Below are 15,950 nucleotides of genomic sequence, written 5' to 3' on the forward strand. Positions count from 1 at the left end.
CCGGCCCGCGACACCGAACCCCGAGCCGGCCCGCTCCGCCGCTAGGGGCTCAGCCCTTCTCGACCAGCTTCACGGCCTCCGCGTGGTCGAGCGAGTCGAGCCGCTCGAGCTTCTTCCGCAGCCGACGTCGGGCGAGCCCGTGCTCCGTCGCGATGGCGGCCTGCAGCCGCTCCCGTTCGGCCGCCACGAGCGTGTCCCGCGCCTCGGCGACACGCTTCTGCCGCTCCACCTCCATCTGCTCGGGGGTGAGGGAGCGCGGGTCGAGCCCGGCGTCCTCCATTCCCACGGCGATCCAGGTGGCGGCGATCAGGATGACGCGGCAGACCAGGTTGAGGAAGATCATGATCCCGATGATCACCGCGAACGACGCCAGCAGCGGGTTGCTGGTGGCGCCGCCGAGCAGCTGGCTGCCGAGGATCTTGAGCACGCCGAGCGCCGCGCCCCCGATCGCCGCGCCGGCGAGCAGCCGCCGCATGGGGATCTTGACGCCCGACAGCACCCGGAACGCCGCAGCGAGCACCAGGGTGTCGAAGGCGAACACCACGAGCACACCCACGAGCCAGCCGACGACCCCGGCGAATGGCGAGCGGGTGTCGATGCCCAGCAGGTCGAAGGCGAGCGAGAGCCCCTGGTTGCTGATCAGGCTCACGGCCGAGGAGAGGATGATCGCGATGCCGAAGGCGATCGCGAGCCCGAAGTCCTTGAGCTTCAGCAGCGCGAAGTTGGTGGTCGGCGGGTCGAGCTTGAACAGCCGGCGGATCGAATCCCGGGTCGACGCGAGCCAGCCGACGGCGGTCAGCACCAATCCGATGAGGGCGATGGCACCCGTCCAGCCCAGGATGCGCGCCTCGGCGAGGGCCTCGGGTTTGATCGCGCCCTCGTCGCCGATGAGCCCGGGGATGGCGTTGCTCAGCTGGCCGATCACCGCGTCCATCAGCTCGGGGTTGCCCGCCAGCACGATGCCGAAGATCGAGAAGCCCACCCAGATGCCCGCGAAGATGGCGAAGACGGCCTGGAACGACATGCCCGACGCCATGATCTCGCCGCCGCTCGCGCCGAAGCGCAGGAGGACCCGCACGGGCTTCAGCGCCATGATCTTCGCGATCAGTGCCGCGATGCCGGTCGGCGGGGCGTCGGTGGGAGGCTTCTCGTCGATCTCGACCCCGGGCCGGCCGACGCTGTCGGTCTTCGTGGTCGCCCGGTCGTTCTTCACCGCGGTGTTGGCCGCGTCACCGGCACGCTTGTCGCTCATGCATAGAGCCTGTCACGCAGACGACGAGGCCGCTCGCCCCCGAAGGTGCGAGCGGCCCCGTCGATCACGGTGACGCCGGTTACGGCTTGCCCCGCATGATGGCCTGCTTGACCTCGGCGATGGCCTGGGTCACCTGGATGCCGCGGGGGCACGCGTCGGTGCAGTTGAAGGTCGTGCGGCAGCGCCAGACGCCCTCCTTGTCGTTCAGGATGTCGAGACGGGTCGAGGCCGCCTCGTCGCGCGAATCGAAGATGAAGCGGTGCGCGTTCACGATCGCGGCCGGGCCGAAGTACTGCCCGTCGGTCCAGAACACCGGGCACGAGGAGGTGCACGCGGCGCAGAGGATGCACTTGGTCGTGTCGTCGAAGCGCGCTCGGTCGGCGACCGACTGCACGCGCTCCTTGTCCTTCGGCGGCTCGGTGGCCGACTGGAGGAACGGCTGCACCTCGCGGTAGGAGGCGAAGAACGGCTCCATGTCGACGATCAGGTCCTTCTCGAGCGGCAGGCCCTTGATGGCCTCCACGTAGATGGGCTTGGTGATGTCGAGGTCTTTGATCAGCGTCTTGCAGGCCAGGCGGTTGCGGCCGTTGATGCGCATCGCGTCGGAGCCGCAGATGCCGTGGGCGCAGGAGCGACGGAAGGTCAGCGACCCGTCCTGCTCCCACTTGATCTTGTGCAGGGCGTCGAGGATGCGGTCGGTGGCGAACATCTGCACGTCGAAGTCCTGCCAGCGCGGCTCGTCGTCGACGTCGGGGTCGAAGCGGCGGATGATCAGGGTGACGGTGAAGGCCTCGATCGGCGCTTCGGGGGCGGGGGCGCCGGCGGTGGCGTCGGCAACGGCGGTGGCCATCAGTACTTCCTCTCCATCGGCTGGTAGCGCGTCACGACGACGGGCTTCCAGTCGAGCCGGATGTGGTCGGCGGCGTCGCTCGAGTGGGGGTCTCCCGAGAGGTACGCCATGGTGTGCTTCATGTAGGTGTCGTCGTCGCGCTTGGGGTAGTCGTCGCGCATGTGGCCGCCGCGGCTCTCCTGGCGGTTGCGGGCGGAGTAGACGACCACCTCGGCCAGGTCGAGCAGGAAGCCGAGCTCGATGGCCTCGAGCAGGTCGGTGTTGAACCGCTTGCCCTTGTCCTGCACCTGGATGTTGCGGTAGCGCTCGCGCAGCCCGTGGATGGTCTTCGTGACGGAGGCCAGCGACTCGTCGGTGCGGAACACCTGCGCGTTCTTGTCCATCTCGTCCTGCAGCTCCTTGCGGATCGCCGAGATGCGCTCGGTGCCCGTTCCGGCCCGGAGCGACGCGACGAGGTCGACGATCGCCTTGGCGGGCTCGGGGGGCAGCGGGGTGAAGTCGACGGTCTGCACGTAGTCGGCCGCGTTGTTGCCCGAGCGCTTGCCGAACACGTTGATGTCGAGCAGCGAGTTGGTGCCCAGGCGATTCGAGCCGTGCACCGAGACGCAGGCGCACTCGCCCGCGGCGTAGAGGCCGGGCACGACGGTGTCGTTGTCGCTCAGCACCTCGGCCTTGATGTTGGTGGGGATGCCGCCCATGGCGTAGTGGGCCGTCGGCATGACGGGCACCGGCTCCACCACGGGGTCGACGCCGAGGTAGGTGCGCGCGAACTCGGTGATGTCGGGCAGCTTCGTCTCGAGAACCTCGGCGCCGAGGTGGGTGCAGTCCAGCAGCACGTAGTCCTTGTGCGGGCCGGCGCCGCGGCCCTCGGCCACCTCCTGCACCATGCACCGGGCGACGATGTCGCGGGGCGCGAGGTCTTTGATGGTGGGGGCGTAGCGCTCCATGAAGCGCTCGCCCGACGCGTTGCGAAGGATCGCTCCCTCGCCTCGTGCTCCCTCGGTGAGGAGGATGCCGAGACCGGCGAGGCCGGTGGGGTGGAACTGGAAGAACTCCATGTCCTCCAGCGGCAGGCCCTTGCGCCAGATGATGCCCACGCCGTCGCCGGTGAGGGTGTGCGCGTTCGAGGTGGTCTTGTAGATCTTGCCGAAGCCGCCGGTGGCGAAGATCACGGCCTTCGCCTGGAAGACGTGGATCTCGCCCGTGGAGAGCTCGAACGCCACGACGCCCGAGGGCTTGTCGACCCCGTCGACCTTCGTCATCACCAGGTCGAGCACGTAGAACTCGTTGAAGAAGTTGATGCCGAGCTTGACGCAGTTCTGGAACAGCGTCTGCAGGATCATGTGCCCCGTGCGGTCGGCCGCGTAGCAGGCGCGGCGCACGGGCGCCTTGCCGTGGTCGCGGGTGTGGCCGCCGAAGCGCCGCTGGTCGATCTTGCCCTCGGGCGTGCGGTTGAACGGCAGGCCCATGTTCTCGAGGTCGATGACCGCGTCGATGGCCTCCTTCGCGAGGATCTCGGCGGCATCCTGGTCGACCAGGTAGTCACCGCCCTTCACCGTGTCGAAGGTGTGCCACTCCCAGTTGTCCTCCTCGACGTTGGCGAGGGCGGCGGCCATGCCGCCCTGCGCCGCACCCGTGTGGGAGCGCGTCGGGTAGAGCTTCGAGATCACGGCCGTCTTGGCCTTGGGGCCGGCCTCGATCGCGGCACGCATGCCGGCGCCGCCGGCGCCGACGATCACGATGTCGAACTGGTGGTAGTGCACGCCGTCGATCACGGCGCCGTCTTCGTACTCGGTCACGGCAGAACTCACTTACGGGTCGGGAGGCGACGGGTCATCGGGTGGCGCAGAACGACGGGAGCAGGTCTGCGGGCGACCCGGCGGGGCAGGGGTCGAAGGTGTAGATCACGAGCGTGCCGAGCACGATCATGGCCACTACGGCCACGAGGATCGCGCCGAGGAGCACCTTGCGGGTGGTCGCCTTCGTCGCGTAGTCGTTGACGATCGTGCGCATGCCGTTGCCGCCGTGGATCATGGCGAGCCAGAGCATCAGCGTGTCCCAGACCTGCCAGAACGGGTCGCTCCACTTGCCGCCGACGAAGGCGAAGTCGATGGCCTTGATGCCGTCACCGACGAGGAGGTTGACGAACAGGTGGCCGAAGATCAGCACCAGGAGCACGACGCCCGAGGCGCGCATGTAGATCCAGCCCCACTTCTCCCAGTTCACGCCGCGACTGCGACGCGCGGTGTGCGGGGCGCGGGGGGACTCGATGGTCGTGGCCATCAGGCACCTCCCACATGGCTGAACACGTTGATCAGGTGGCGCGGCGCGAAGCCGAGCATCGTGACGACCCAGAGGCCGATCACCACCCAGAACATCACGCGCTGGTACTTCGCGCCCTTGGACCACAGGTCGATCAGGATGATCCGGATGCCGTTGAACGCGTGGTAGACGATGGCGGCGACGAGCGCCGTCTCACCCAGACCCATGATGGGGTTCTGGTAGGTCGAGATGACCGCGTTGTAGGCCTCGGGGGAGATCCTCACCATCGAGGTGTCCAGGATGTGCACGAGTAGGAAGAAGAAAATCGCGACGCCGGTGATGCGGTGCAGCACCCAGGACCACATGCCTTCACGGCCGCGGTAGAGAGTGCCGGCCGGCCGCTTCGGTGTCATCGTCCCTGCCGTATTTATGGCCACGGACTAACCCTCCTTGGCTTCAGTCGGGGCCGTGACCGCTCGCTCGCGAGTGCAGCGAGACCGGTCATCGACCGCTCACAGTCTATGCGCGTTTCGGCGGCAACGGGTATTAGGCGGGCCTTAGTCGTATACAGGGCAGGCCGGATGCTCGTCCCGCGTCACCGCGCGGAAGAACGCCTCGCGAATACCCTGCTGTATTCAGGCGTGTGAGCCGACGCGAGTGCGCTTCGCTACCGTCGGGGCCCCCGTCACCGCACGGTAGTGACCGAGCAGCTCGTCGCAGACCGAGTCCCACGAGGTGCCGATCACGGAGCGCCGGCCGGCCTCGCCCATGCGGCGCCGGAGCGCCGGGTCGGCGACCAGGGAGCCCACGCGCATCCGCAGGTCGCGCGGGTCGTCGGGATCGAAGAGGTACCCGTCCTCGCCGTGCCGCACGAGGTCGATCGGGCCGCCGGCCCGGGGCGCCACCACCGGCAGCCCGGCGGCGTGCGCCTCCTGCAGGGTCTGGCCGAAGGTCTCCTCGGTGCCGGTGTGCACGAAGGCGTCGAAGGCGGCGTAGGCGTCGGCGAGGTCCCGGCCCGAGAGCCGGCCGAGGAAGGTGGCCGGCATCCCGTGCAGCAGGCGGCGGATGCGCTCGTCGCTCGGGCCGTCACCGACGATCGCGAGGTGGAGGCCGGGCATCCCGCGGAGGGCCGCCAGCCGTTCGAGGCCCTTCTCGGGGGCCACGCGCCCGACGTAGCCCACCACGGTGTCGCGGCCGCCGCGCGAGAGCAGGGCCGAGAGCGCCTGGGCGGTGGGCCGGGAGCGGTTGTTCGGGTGGTAGCGCTCGAGGTCGACCCCGCGACCCCAGCGCGCCAGGCGGGGCACGCCCGCCCGCTCGAGATCGCGCTGCGACGCGCTCGAGGGCACCAGCGTGCGGTCGGCGCCGTCGTGGATCCAGCGCACCACCCGCCAGGCCAGCTTCGAGGCCGAGCCGAGGCGGTTGCGCCGGGCGTAGCCCGCAACGTCGGTCTGGAAGACCGCGACCGACGGCACGCCCAGCCGGTTCGCCGCGGCGATGCCCTGGGCGCCGAGCAGGAAGGGAGAGGCCGCGTGCAGCACGTCCGGCTCGAAGCCGGCGATCAGCCGGGCGACCTGGATGCTCGGCATGCCCACCGGGAACTGGCGGTACGCCACCGCCGGCACCTCGTGCACCTGGAAGCCGCGGTAGTGGGACGGTGAGCCGGCGGCCGGTGCGATGACGATCGCCTCGTGGCCCTTCGCCGCGAGGTGGTCGAGCACCTTGCAGACGCTGTTCGTGACTCCGTTGACGGTGGGGAGAAAGCTTTCGCTGATGATCGCTACGCGCATGACATGCCTCCGCGGTGCCGTGGGGCCGACCGGCCACGTCGACGACGATAGGCAGCGGAGGTGGACCGGTGGTGTCGCGGCAGTGGCCTGCCCGTGGCGGCGGGGTGAGCATCCGATGGCCCGTTCGGGCGGCTGTATAGGCTGTGCCACATGAACTCATCGTCTCCGGCACTCGACCGGCTCTACAGCGTGATCCCCGCCGGTGGGATCGGCTCGCGGCTCTGGCCCCTGTCCCGGGCCGACGCCCCGAAGTTCCTGCACGACCTGAGCGGGTCCGGGCAGAGCCTGCTCCGCGACACCTGGGAGCGCCTCGCGCCCCTCTCCGGCGAGCAGCGCATCATGGTCGTCACCGGCCGCGCGCACCGCGCCGCCGTGGAGGACCAGCTGCCCACCCTGGAAGACGCCAACGTCGTGCTCGAGTCGGAGCCCCGAGACTCCACCGCCGCCATCTGCCTCGCGGCGGCCATCCTCGAGAAGCGCGAGCCGGGGGTCATCATCGGCTCCTTCGCCGCCGACCACGTCATCAGCAACCCCGAGCGCTTCCGCGCGGCCGTCGCGCAGGCCGTGCAGGTCGCCGACGCGGGCTACATCGTCACCATCGGCATCACGCCCACCGACCCCGCCGTCGGCTTCGGCTACATCCGCTGCCTCGGCTCGCTCGACATCGAGGGAGCTCCGGCCGCCCTCAAGGTCGACCACTTCGTCGAGAAGCCCGACCTGCCCACCGCCAAGCGCTACCTCAAGGCGGGCAACTACCTGTGGAACGCCGGCATGTTCATCGCCCGCGCCGACAAGCTGCTCGAGCACCTCGGCGCTTCGGAGCCCGAGCTGCTCGCGGGCGTGCTCGAGCTCGCCGAGGCGTGGGACACCCCGCGTCGCGGCGAGGTCGTCGACCGGGTCTGGCCGACGCTGAAGAAGATCGCGATCGACTACTCCGTCGCCGAGCCGGCCGCGGCCGCCGGTGCGCTCGCCGTCATCCCGAGCGACTTCGACTGGGACGACGTGGGCGACTTCGCCTCCATCGCCAAGCTGCACAGCTCGGGGCGCGGCACCGACCTCGCGATCCTCGGCAAGAACGCCCGCGTGCTCGCCGACTCGTCCAGCGGCATCGTCGTGTCGCAGTCCAAGCGCGTGATCAGCCTCATCGGCGTGCACGACATCGTCGTCGTCGACACCCCGGATGCGCTGCTGGTCACTACCAGCGAGCACGCGCAGCGGGTCAAGTCGGTCGTCGACGCCCTGCGCGCCGGCGGTTCCGGCGACGTGCTCTGACCCTCCCCTCTCCCCGTCTTGCCGCGCGCCCTAGGAGCCCGACCATGAGAACCACAGCCCTCGTCCGCACCGGACTCGTCGCCGGAGTGCTCGCCCTCGCCCTCGCCGGCTGCGCCGACGCCCCGACGTCGACCGGCGGCAGCTCGACCGCCGCGTCGAGCGACTACTGCGCCCGAATGGTCACGAACTCGGGGGGTCTCGACGACCGCTCCTTCAACCAGTCCAGCTGGGAGGGCCTCGAGAAGGCCCAGGACGAGTTCGGCATCGACGCCCAGGTGCTCGTCTCCACCGGCGAGACCGACCTGGCCCCGAACGTGACGCAGGCGGTGCAGAGCGGGTGCGCGTTCGTGCTCACCGTGGGCTACGAGCTCGCCGACGCCACCCTCGCCGAGGCGCAGTCGAACCCCGACACCCACTTCGCGATCGTCGACGAGACCGTCGAGGCGGCGAACGTCAAGCCGATCCTGTTCGACACCGCCCAGGCGTCGTACCTCGCGGGCTACCTCGCCGCGGGCGTCTCCAAGACCGGCAAGGTCGCGACCTTCGGCGGCGGCAACCAGCCGCCCGTCACCCTGTTCATGGACGGCTTCGTCGACGGCGTCGCGAAGTACAACGAGGTGCACGGCACCCAGGTGCAGGCGCTCGGCTGGAACAAGGCCTCGCAGGACGGCGTCTTCACCGGCGACTTCGAGGACATCAACAAGGGCAAGACCGTCACCCAGGGCTTCATCGACCAGGGTGCCGACGTCATCCTCCCGGTGGCGGGCCAGGTCGGTGAGGGGGCGGCCTCGGCGGCCTCCGAGGCCGGCGGGGTCTCGCTGATCTGGGTCGACAACGACGGGTACGACACCCTCCCGGCCGAGTACAAGCCGATCCTGCTCACCAGCGTGCTGAAGAACACCGGCGACGCCGTGGTCGAGATCGTCGGCGACGACATCGACGGCGACTTCAGCAACGAGCCGTTCGTCGGCACGCTCGAGAACGGGGGAGTGGCGCTCGCGCCCTTCCACGACCTCGAGTCGTCGGTGCCGGCCGAGCTGGCCGGCGAGCTCGACGACCTGAAAGCCCAGATCGTGGCTGGAACCGTCGTCGTCGAGTCCCCGTCGACCCCCTGACGTCTCAGCCGCGCCCGGTGGACATTTCGGGCACATTACGGCGTGATCGCGGCTTTGTAACGCTTGCGCCGCGAACCCGCACTGCCTCTGTCGGCGGTCGTCACATTCGGTAACGTGTAGACCCACACAGCCCCTGCGCGTCTCGGCAGGGCAGCATCTTGGAGGACATCTTGAGCATCAACCTGCGCCGTGCCGGAGTGGCCGGCTTCGCCACGCTGGGCGTGGCGGCCCTTCTCGCCGGCTGCGCGTCCGCTCCGTCGGACACCGCATCGACGTCGGGCGGCGACGCCGCCAGCGACTTCATCCCCTGCATGGTCTCCGACTCGGGCGGGTTCGACGACAAGTCGTTCAACCAGGCCGGCTACGAGGGCATCACCGAGGCGGCCGACAAGCTCGGCGTCGAGCCCGTCACCGTCGAGTCCGCGGCCGACACCGACTTCGCGCCGAACATCGACAACCTCATCTCGCAGGACTGCAACCTGATCATCTCGGTCGGCTTCCTCCTCGCCGACGCCACCAAGGCCGCGGCCGAGGCGAACCCCGACGTCGAGTTCTCGATCATCGACGACTCCTCCATCGAGGCCGACAACGTCAAGCCGATCGTCTTCGACACCGCCCAGGCCGCGTTCCTCGCGGGCTACGCCTCGGCCAGCTACTCCAAGACCGGCACCGTCGGCACCTTCGGTGGCATGCAGATCCCGTCGGTCACCATCTTCATGGACGGCTTCGTCGACGGCGTCAACTACTACAACGAGCAGAAGGGCACCTCCGTCAAGGCCATCGGCTGGGACGTCAAGGCCCAGACCGGCTCGTTCACCGGTGGCTTCGCCGCCGGCGTCGAGGCCAAGACCGCGGCGCAGGGTCTGATCGACCAGAACGCCGACGTCATCCTCCCCGTCGGTGGTCCGATCTTCCTCTCGGCCGGTGAGGCCATCCGCGACTCCGGCAAGGAGGTCGCCCTGGTGGGTGTCGACTCCGACAACTACGAGACCGCGCCCGACCTGAAGGACCTCTTCCTCACCTCGGTGCTGAAGGGCGTCAAGGCTGGTGTGGTCGACGTGGTCGACACCTCGGCCGCCGGCGACTTCGACGCCACCCCGTTCGTGGGCACGCTCGAGAACCAGGGCGTCGACATCGCCCCGTTCCACGACTTCGAGAGCAAGGTCTCGCCCGACCTGCAGGGTGAGCTCGACACCATCAAGGAGAGCATCATCAACGGCTCGATCGAGGTCGAGTCGCCCTCGACCCCCGCGTCGGCCGAGTAGCTCCTCCGCGTTCTCCGAACGCGACCCGGTCGGGGGGACCAGCGTGCTGGTCCCCCCGACCGCTCCTATTAACGGATGCCCCTCGGGGAGTAGGTAGATTGATCCCATGAAGCTCGAACTCCGGGGCATCACGAAACGTTTCGGTGCCCTCACTGCCAACGACCACATCGACCTCACGGTCGAGCCGGGCGAGATCCACTGCCTCCTCGGCGAGAACGGCGCAGGCAAGTCCACGCTGATGAACGTGCTCTACGGCCTCTACCAGGCCGACGAGGGCGAGATCGTGCTCGACGACGTCGTCCAGCACTTCGCCGGCCCGGGCGACGCCATGGCCGCGGGCATCGGCATGGTGCACCAGCACTTCATGCTCATCCCCGTCTTCACCGTCGCCGAGAACGTCATGCTCGGCCACGAGCAGACCGGTTTCGCCGGCCGGCTCGACCTCGCCGCCGCCCGCAAGCGGGTGCGCGAGATCAGCGACCGCTTCGGCTTCGACGTCGATCCGGATGCCCTGGTCGACGACCTGCCCGTCGGTGTGCAGCAGCGCGTCGAGATCATCAAGGCCCTCTCCCGCGACGCGAAGGTGCTCGTGTTCGACGAGCCCACCGCCGTGCTCACCCCGCAGGAGACCGACGAGCTGATGCAGATCATGCGTCTGCTGAAGGAGCGCGGCACCTCCATCGTCTTCATCACGCACAAGCTGCGCGAGGTGCGCGAGGTCGCCGACCGCATCACGGTCATCCGTCTCGGCAAGGTCGTCGGCGAGGCCTCGCCCACCGCCACCAACGCCGAGCTGGCCTCGCTGATGGTCGGCCGCGCGGTCGAGCTCACCGTGCAGAAAGACCCGGCGACCCCCGGCGCCCCCGCGCTCGTGGTCGAGAACCTCTCGGTCATCGACCCGCGGGGGCAGGTCGTCGTCGACAAGGTCTCCTTCGACGTCAAGGCGGGCGAGATCCTCGCCATCGCCGGCGTGCAGGGCAACGGCCAGACCGAGCTCACCGAGGCGCTTCTCGGCCTCCAGGACAGGGTCTCCGGCGAGGTCTCCCTCGACGGACGCAGCCTCCGGGGTATGAGCGTCCGCAAGGTGCTCGACTCGGGCGTGGGCTTCGTGCCGGAGGACCGCAAGGAGGACGGGCTCGTCGGCGAGTTCACCATCGCCGAGAACCTCATGCTCGACCGTTCCGAGGGGGAGCCCTTCGTGAAGGCCGGCGGGCTGCAGCTCGGCTACCTCCGCACCTTCGCGGAGGAGAAGTCGAAGGAGTTCGACGTGCGCTCCCAGGGCATCGACACCGAGGTCGGCCGGCTCTCGGGCGGAAACCAGCAGAAGGTCGTGCTGGCGCGCGAGCTCAGCCGCGACCTGCGGCTGTTCGTCGCCGCGCAGCCCACCCGCGGCATCGACGTCGGGTCGATCGAGTTCGTGCACAAGCGCATCGTCGCCACGCGCGACGAGGGCATCCCCGTCATCGTGGTGTCGACCGAGCTCGACGAGGTCGTCGCGCTCGCCGACCGCATCGCCGTGATGTACCGTGGCTCGATCGTCGGCATCGTGCCGGGCACCACCTCGCGCGACGTGCTCGGCCTCATGATGGCGGGCGAGGTCCCCGCCGACATCCCCGTGGAAGGAACCGCCGCGTGAGCGACACCACCATCAAGCCCGCTCCGGCGGTCGAGCCGCCGTCGCGCTGGCGAACCACCTTCAACGAGATCATCGGCGGCAGCGTCATGATCTCGATCCTCGCGGTCGTGCTCGCCATGATCGCGGGCGGCATCCTGATCGCCGTCACCGACGAGAACGTGCAGAAGGCCGCCGGGTACTTCTTCGCCCGCCCGGGCGACACCTTCGCCGAGATCTGGAAGGCCGTCTCCGGCGCGTACGTCTCGCTCTTCCAGGGAGCGGTGTTCAACCCCAAGCGCGACGACTTCGTGCAGCAGATCAAGCCACTCACCGAGACGCTCACCTTCGCCACCCCGCTGATCGCGGCGGGCCTCGGCGTGGGGCTGGCGTTCCGGGTCGGCATGTTCAACATCGGCGGCCGCGGGCAGATGCTCATCGCCGCGGCCTGCGCCGGCTGGGTGGGCTTCACCCTGCACCTGCCCTGGGGCCTGCACATGATCGTCGCGGTCATCGCCGGCCTCGTCGGCGGCGGCATCTGGGCGGGCATCGCGGGCCTGCTGAAGGCGCGCACCGGTGCCCACGAGGTGATCATCACGATCATGCTCAACTACGTCGCGTTCTACCTGGTGTCCTACCTGCTCCGCACCCCCGTGCTGCAGGCGCCCGGCTCGAACAACCCGAAGTCGCCGCCGATCGACAGCACCGCGGTCTTCCCCGACCTGCTCGGCCCGCAGTTCAACCTGCACTTCGGCTTCATCCTCGTCATCGTGGCCACCGTGTTCGTCTGGTGGCTGCTGAACCGCTCGTCGCTCGGCTTCAAGTTCCGCGCGGTCGGCATCAACCCCAACGCGGCCCGGGTCGCCGGCATCAACGTCAAGAACATGTACGTCTACGCCATGGTCATCTCGGGCGCGCTCGTCGGCCTCGCCGGTGTCTCGCAGGTGCTCGGCACCGTGACCACCGGCTTCAGCTCCGGCATCGACGCGGGCATCGGCTTCGACGCCATCACGGTGGCGCTGCTCGGGCGGTCGAAGCCGTGGGGCATCTTCGTGGCGGGCATCCTGTTCGGGGCGTTCAAGGCGGGCGGCTTCGCCATGCAGGCCTCCGAGGGCATCCCGATCGACATCGTGCTCGTCGTGCAGTCGCTGATCGTGCTGTTCATCGCGGCCCCGCCGCTCATCCGCACGGTGTTCCGCCTGCCCGACCCCACCAAGCCCAAGGCCCCCAAGGCCCCGGCGGCGCAGACCCGTGAGGCGGTGACGGCCAAGTGAGCGAGAACGTCTCGACCAACAACCTCGCCTCGTCGGCGGGCGTGCCCCCGACGGAGCACAACCATCCCGACACCTCGGGCAAGGCACTCGCCACGGTGCATGTGAAGAGCTGGAAGGCTCCCATCGCGTTCGGCATCTTCGCGATCGGTGCCCTGATCCTGTTCGTGGCCTTCGGTCGCGACGGGTCGTCGACGTTCCGGCTGTCGACCGAGTCCGACCTCATCCAGCTGCCCGAGGTCGTGCTGCCCACCCGGGCGACCGGCATCGTCATCTCGATCCTGCTGGTGCTGCTCGCCGCGCTGTCTGCCTGGTTCGTGGCCTCGGGCCGCCGGGTGCGGCTGTGGCTGATGGTGGTGTTCGCGGTGCTGTTCCTCGTCGCGTTCCTCACCTGGGCGTCGGCGGGCCAGACCATCCCGGTGCCCGGCCTGCTGCTCGGAACCGTGTCGCTCAGCGTGCCGCTGATCTTCGGTGCCCTGGGCGGCGTGATCTCCGAGCGCGTCGGTGTCGTCAACGTCGCCATCGAGGGCCAGCTGCTCGCCGGGGCGTTCGTCTCGGCGGTCGTGGCCTCGGTGACGGGCAACCCGTTCATCGGGCTGGTCGGTGCGGTCATCGCCGGCACCCTGGTGTCGTTCGTGCTGGCGGCGTTCTCGATCAAGTACCTGGTCGACCAGGTGATCGTCGGCGTGGTGCTGAACGTGCTGGTCACGGGGCTGACCTCGTTCCTGTACTCGCAGGTGCTGACTGCCGACCCCGACCTGCTCAACTCGCCGCCGCGCTTCGACCGGCTGCCGATCCCGGTGCTGTCGGAGATCCCGGTCCTCGGCCCGACCCTGTTCCGGCAGACCATCGTGGTCTACCTGATGTACATCGCGGTCGCGCTGGTGTTCTACAGCCTGTTCAAGACCAAGTGGGGTCTTCGCGTGCGGGCCGTGGGCGAGCATCCGCAAGCCGCCGACACCGTGGGCATCAAGGTCAACCGCACGCGCTTCTGGAACGTGTCGCTGGCCGGGGCGATCGCCGGCCTCGGCGGGGCGTACTTCACGCTCGGCTCGGTGGGCGCGTTCAACAAGGAGATGACGGCGGGCGCGGGCTTCATCGCCCTCGCGGCGGTGATCTTCGGCCGATGGGATCCGATCCGGGCGACGCTCGCCGCACTGCTGTTCGGCTTCGCGTCGAACCTGCAGAACGTGCTGGGCATCATCGGTTCGCCGGTGCCGAGCGAGTTCATGCTGATGCTGCCCTACGTGGTGACGATCTTCGCGGTCGCCGGCCTCGTCGGCCGGGTGCGCGGGCCCGCCGCCGCCGGCAAGCCGTACGTCAGCTCGTGACCGAGGAGGAGACCCCGATGACGGATGCCCGGAGCGAGATCGACTGGGACGCCCTGCGTGCCGTCGCCCTCGAGGCGATGGAGAAGGCCTACGTGCCGTACTCGAAGTTCCCCGTGGGTGTCGCCGCCATCGTCGACGACGGCCGGGTGATCTCGGGCTGCAACGTCGAGAACGCCTCCTACGGGCTGACGCTGTGCGCCGAGTGCACCCTGGTGTCGACGCTGCACATGACGGGCGGCGGCAAGCTCGTCGCCTTCACCTGCGTCGACGGTCACGGCGGTGCGCTGATGCCGTGCGGCCGATGCCGCCAGCTGCTGTTCGAGCACTCCGCCGAGGGGATGCTCCTCGAGACGGTCTCGGGCATCAAGACGATCGACGAGGTCATCCCCGACGCCTTCGGCCCCCGAACCCTCGTCGCCTACCGCGAAGACTCGCTCGCCGAGTAGAGCACTCCGCCCGCGCTGCGCGAGCCGAGCATCCGAGTAAGGACACACCATGGCCACCGAAGCCCACGACGTCGTCGATCTGATCCGCACCAAGCGTGACCGGGGAACGCTCTCGACCGCGCAGATCGACTGGCTGATCGACGCGTACACCCGGGGTTACGTGGCCGACGAGCAGATGTCGGCGCTGGCGATGGCCATCCTGCTGAACGGCATGTCGCGCGACGAGATCCGTGACCTCACCCTGGCCATGATCGCCTCGGGCGAGCGCATGGACTTCGCCGGCCTCGGCAAGCCGACGGTCGACAAGCACTCGACCGGGGGAGTGGGCGACAAGATCACCCTCCCGCTGATGCCGCTGGTCGCGAGCTTCGGGGTCGCGGTGCCGCAGCTCTCGGGGCGCGGGCTCGGGCACACCGGCGGCACGCTCGACAAGCTCGAATCGATCCCGGGCTGGCGGGCGTCCCTGTCGAACGAGGAGATGTTCGACCAGCTGCGCGACGTGGGCGGCGTGATCTGCGCCGCGGGCTCGGGGCTCGCGCCGGCCGACAAGAAGCTCTATGCGCTGCGCGACATCACGGGCACGGTCGAGGCCATCCCGCTGATCGCCTCGTCGATCATGTCGAAGAAGATCGCCGAGGGCACCGATTCGCTCGTGCTCGACGTCAAGTTCGGCTCGGGTGCCTTCATGCAGGACATCGCGCGCTCCCGGGAGCTCGCGCAGACGATGGTCGATCTCGGCAACGACGCCGGGGTGCGCACGACTGCGCTGCTGACGAACATGAACGTGCCGCTCGGGCTCGCGATCGGCAACGCGAACGAGGTGCGCGAGTCGGTCGAGGTGCTCGCCGGCGGTGGGCCGGCCGACGTGGTCGAACTCACACTCGCGCTCGCCTCGGAGATGCTCCGGCTCGCCGGTCAGCCTGACGCCGATGTCGCCGAGGCCCTCCGCGACGGCCGGGCGATGGACACCTGGAACCGGGTCATCCGCGCCCAGGGTGGAGACCCGACCGCGCCGCTGCCGATAGCGCGCGAGACCACGACGGTCAACGCTCCTCGCTCGGGCGTGCTGCTGCGACAGGATGCTCTGCCCTTCGGCATCGCGGCCTGGCGTCTCGGCGCCGGCCGGGCCCGGGCTCAGGATGCGGTGCAGCACGCCGCCGGAATCGACCTGCTGGCGAAGCCCGGCGACGTCGTGGCCGAGGGGCAGCCGCTCTTCACGCTCTCCGCGGATGAGCCGACGCGCTTCGCCCGAGCCCTGGACGCACTCGAGGGGGCGTGGGAGATCGGCGACGCCACGGATTACGCTGCGGGCGACCCGCTGGTGGCCGAGCGCATCGGTCGAACCGCCACTTCCGCGTGATTTCGGGGCTCTTCGCCTCGACACGCCCGGGCGTTCATCGGGATTTGGCCTCCGGGAAACATCCCCGTAATGTTCTTACTCGTCACCCCACAGGTGCGGAAAGCGGAAGAGCTTACCGGCCTCAAGC

Annotated in this window: 14 protein-coding genes; 8 read left to right on the forward strand and 6 right to left on the reverse strand. The window is 69.2% G+C overall.

Going from position 1 to position 15,950, the window contains the following annotated elements; translation table 11 throughout:
• Positions 1–49: 49 nt before the first annotated feature.
• The 6 genes from NVV95_RS18255 to NVV95_RS18280 all read right to left on the reverse strand — a co-directional run bounded on the left by NVV95_RS18255 (position 50) and on the right by NVV95_RS18280 (position 6,151).
• Complete coding sequence (locus NVV95_RS18255) at positions 50–1,252, reverse strand: YihY/virulence factor BrkB family protein (RefSeq protein WP_259488011.1); 1,203 nt, start codon at positions 1,250–1,252, stop codon at positions 50–52.
• Between the two features lie 79 nt (positions 1,253–1,331).
• Positions 1,332–2,102 carry a succinate dehydrogenase iron-sulfur subunit gene (locus NVV95_RS18260; protein WP_259488012.1) on the reverse strand — a complete coding sequence of 257 codons (771 nt, stop codon included), beginning with the start codon at positions 2,100–2,102 and terminating at the stop codon, positions 1,332–1,334.
• Positions 2,102–3,901 carry a succinate dehydrogenase flavoprotein subunit gene (gene sdhA, locus NVV95_RS18265; RefSeq protein WP_259488013.1) on the reverse strand — a complete coding sequence of 600 codons (1,800 nt, stop codon included), beginning with the start codon at positions 3,899–3,901 and terminating at the stop codon, positions 2,102–2,104. The genes NVV95_RS18260 and sdhA overlap by 1 nt, the downstream gene beginning before the upstream one ends.
• 34 nt (positions 3,902–3,935) lie before the next feature.
• Positions 3,936–4,385: a succinate dehydrogenase hydrophobic membrane anchor subunit gene (locus tag NVV95_RS18270; RefSeq protein WP_259488014.1), complete on the reverse strand. Its 450-nt coding sequence runs from the start codon at positions 4,383–4,385 to the stop codon at positions 3,936–3,938.
• Positions 4,385–4,777, reverse strand: coding sequence for a succinate dehydrogenase, cytochrome b556 subunit (gene sdhC / locus NVV95_RS18275; protein WP_259488015.1), 393 nt, complete (start codon positions 4,775–4,777; stop codon positions 4,385–4,387). The genes NVV95_RS18270 and sdhC overlap by 1 nt, the downstream gene beginning before the upstream one ends.
• A gap of 222 nt (positions 4,778–4,999) precedes the next feature.
• Positions 5,000–6,151 (reverse strand): glycosyltransferase family 4 protein, encoded by a 1,152-nt coding sequence (locus NVV95_RS18280; RefSeq protein ID WP_259488016.1) that lies wholly within the window; start codon positions 6,149–6,151, stop codon positions 5,000–5,002.
• A gap of 150 nt (positions 6,152–6,301) precedes the next feature.
• On the opposite strand from NVV95_RS18280, the gene NVV95_RS18285 reads away from it, so the two are divergent.
• The 8 genes from NVV95_RS18285 (at position 6,302) to NVV95_RS18320 (ending at position 15,823) form a co-directional block, all read left to right on the forward strand.
• On the forward strand, positions 6,302–7,423 hold the full coding sequence (locus tag NVV95_RS18285) for a mannose-1-phosphate guanylyltransferase (RefSeq protein ID WP_259488017.1): 1,122 nt from the start codon (positions 6,302–6,304) through the stop codon (positions 7,421–7,423).
• A gap of 44 nt (positions 7,424–7,467) precedes the next feature.
• A complete protein-coding gene (locus NVV95_RS18290) occupies positions 7,468–8,538 on the forward strand; it encodes a BMP family lipoprotein (protein ID WP_259488018.1) in 1,071 nt (356 codons plus the stop codon).
• A gap of 170 nt (positions 8,539–8,708) precedes the next feature.
• Positions 8,709–9,803, forward strand: a complete 1,095-nt coding sequence (locus NVV95_RS18295; protein ID WP_259488019.1) for a BMP family lipoprotein — start codon at positions 8,709–8,711, stop codon at positions 9,801–9,803.
• A 106-nt stretch (positions 9,804–9,909) separates the two neighbouring features.
• Positions 9,910–11,439, forward strand: a complete 1,530-nt coding sequence (locus NVV95_RS18300; protein WP_259488020.1) for an ABC transporter ATP-binding protein — start codon at positions 9,910–9,912, stop codon at positions 11,437–11,439.
• On the forward strand, positions 11,436–12,689 hold the full coding sequence (locus NVV95_RS18305) for an ABC transporter permease (protein ID WP_375163865.1): 1,254 nt from the start codon (positions 11,436–11,438) through the stop codon (positions 12,687–12,689). Before NVV95_RS18300 ends, NVV95_RS18305 begins: the two co-directional genes overlap by 4 nt.
• Before the next feature lie 41 nt (positions 12,690–12,730).
• Positions 12,731–14,017, forward strand: a complete 1,287-nt coding sequence (locus NVV95_RS18310; RefSeq protein ID WP_375163867.1) for an ABC transporter permease — start codon at positions 12,731–12,733, stop codon at positions 14,015–14,017.
• A 17-nt stretch (positions 14,018–14,034) separates the two neighbouring features.
• The gene (locus tag NVV95_RS18315) at positions 14,035–14,463 is read left to right on the forward strand and encodes a cytidine deaminase (RefSeq protein ID WP_259488021.1); all 429 of its coding nucleotides are present in this window, start codon (positions 14,035–14,037) and stop codon (positions 14,461–14,463) included.
• 49 nt (positions 14,464–14,512) lie between these two features.
• The gene (locus tag NVV95_RS18320; protein ID WP_259488022.1) at positions 14,513–15,823 is read left to right on the forward strand and encodes a thymidine phosphorylase; all 1,311 of its coding nucleotides are present in this window, start codon (positions 14,513–14,515) and stop codon (positions 15,821–15,823) included.
• The last annotated feature ends 127 nt before the right edge of the window (positions 15,824–15,950 follow it).

This window comes from Herbiconiux gentiana (genome assembly GCF_024978135.1).
In the GTDB taxonomy this organism is placed as follows: Bacteria; Actinomycetota; Actinomycetes; order Actinomycetales; family Microbacteriaceae; genus Herbiconiux; species Herbiconiux gentiana.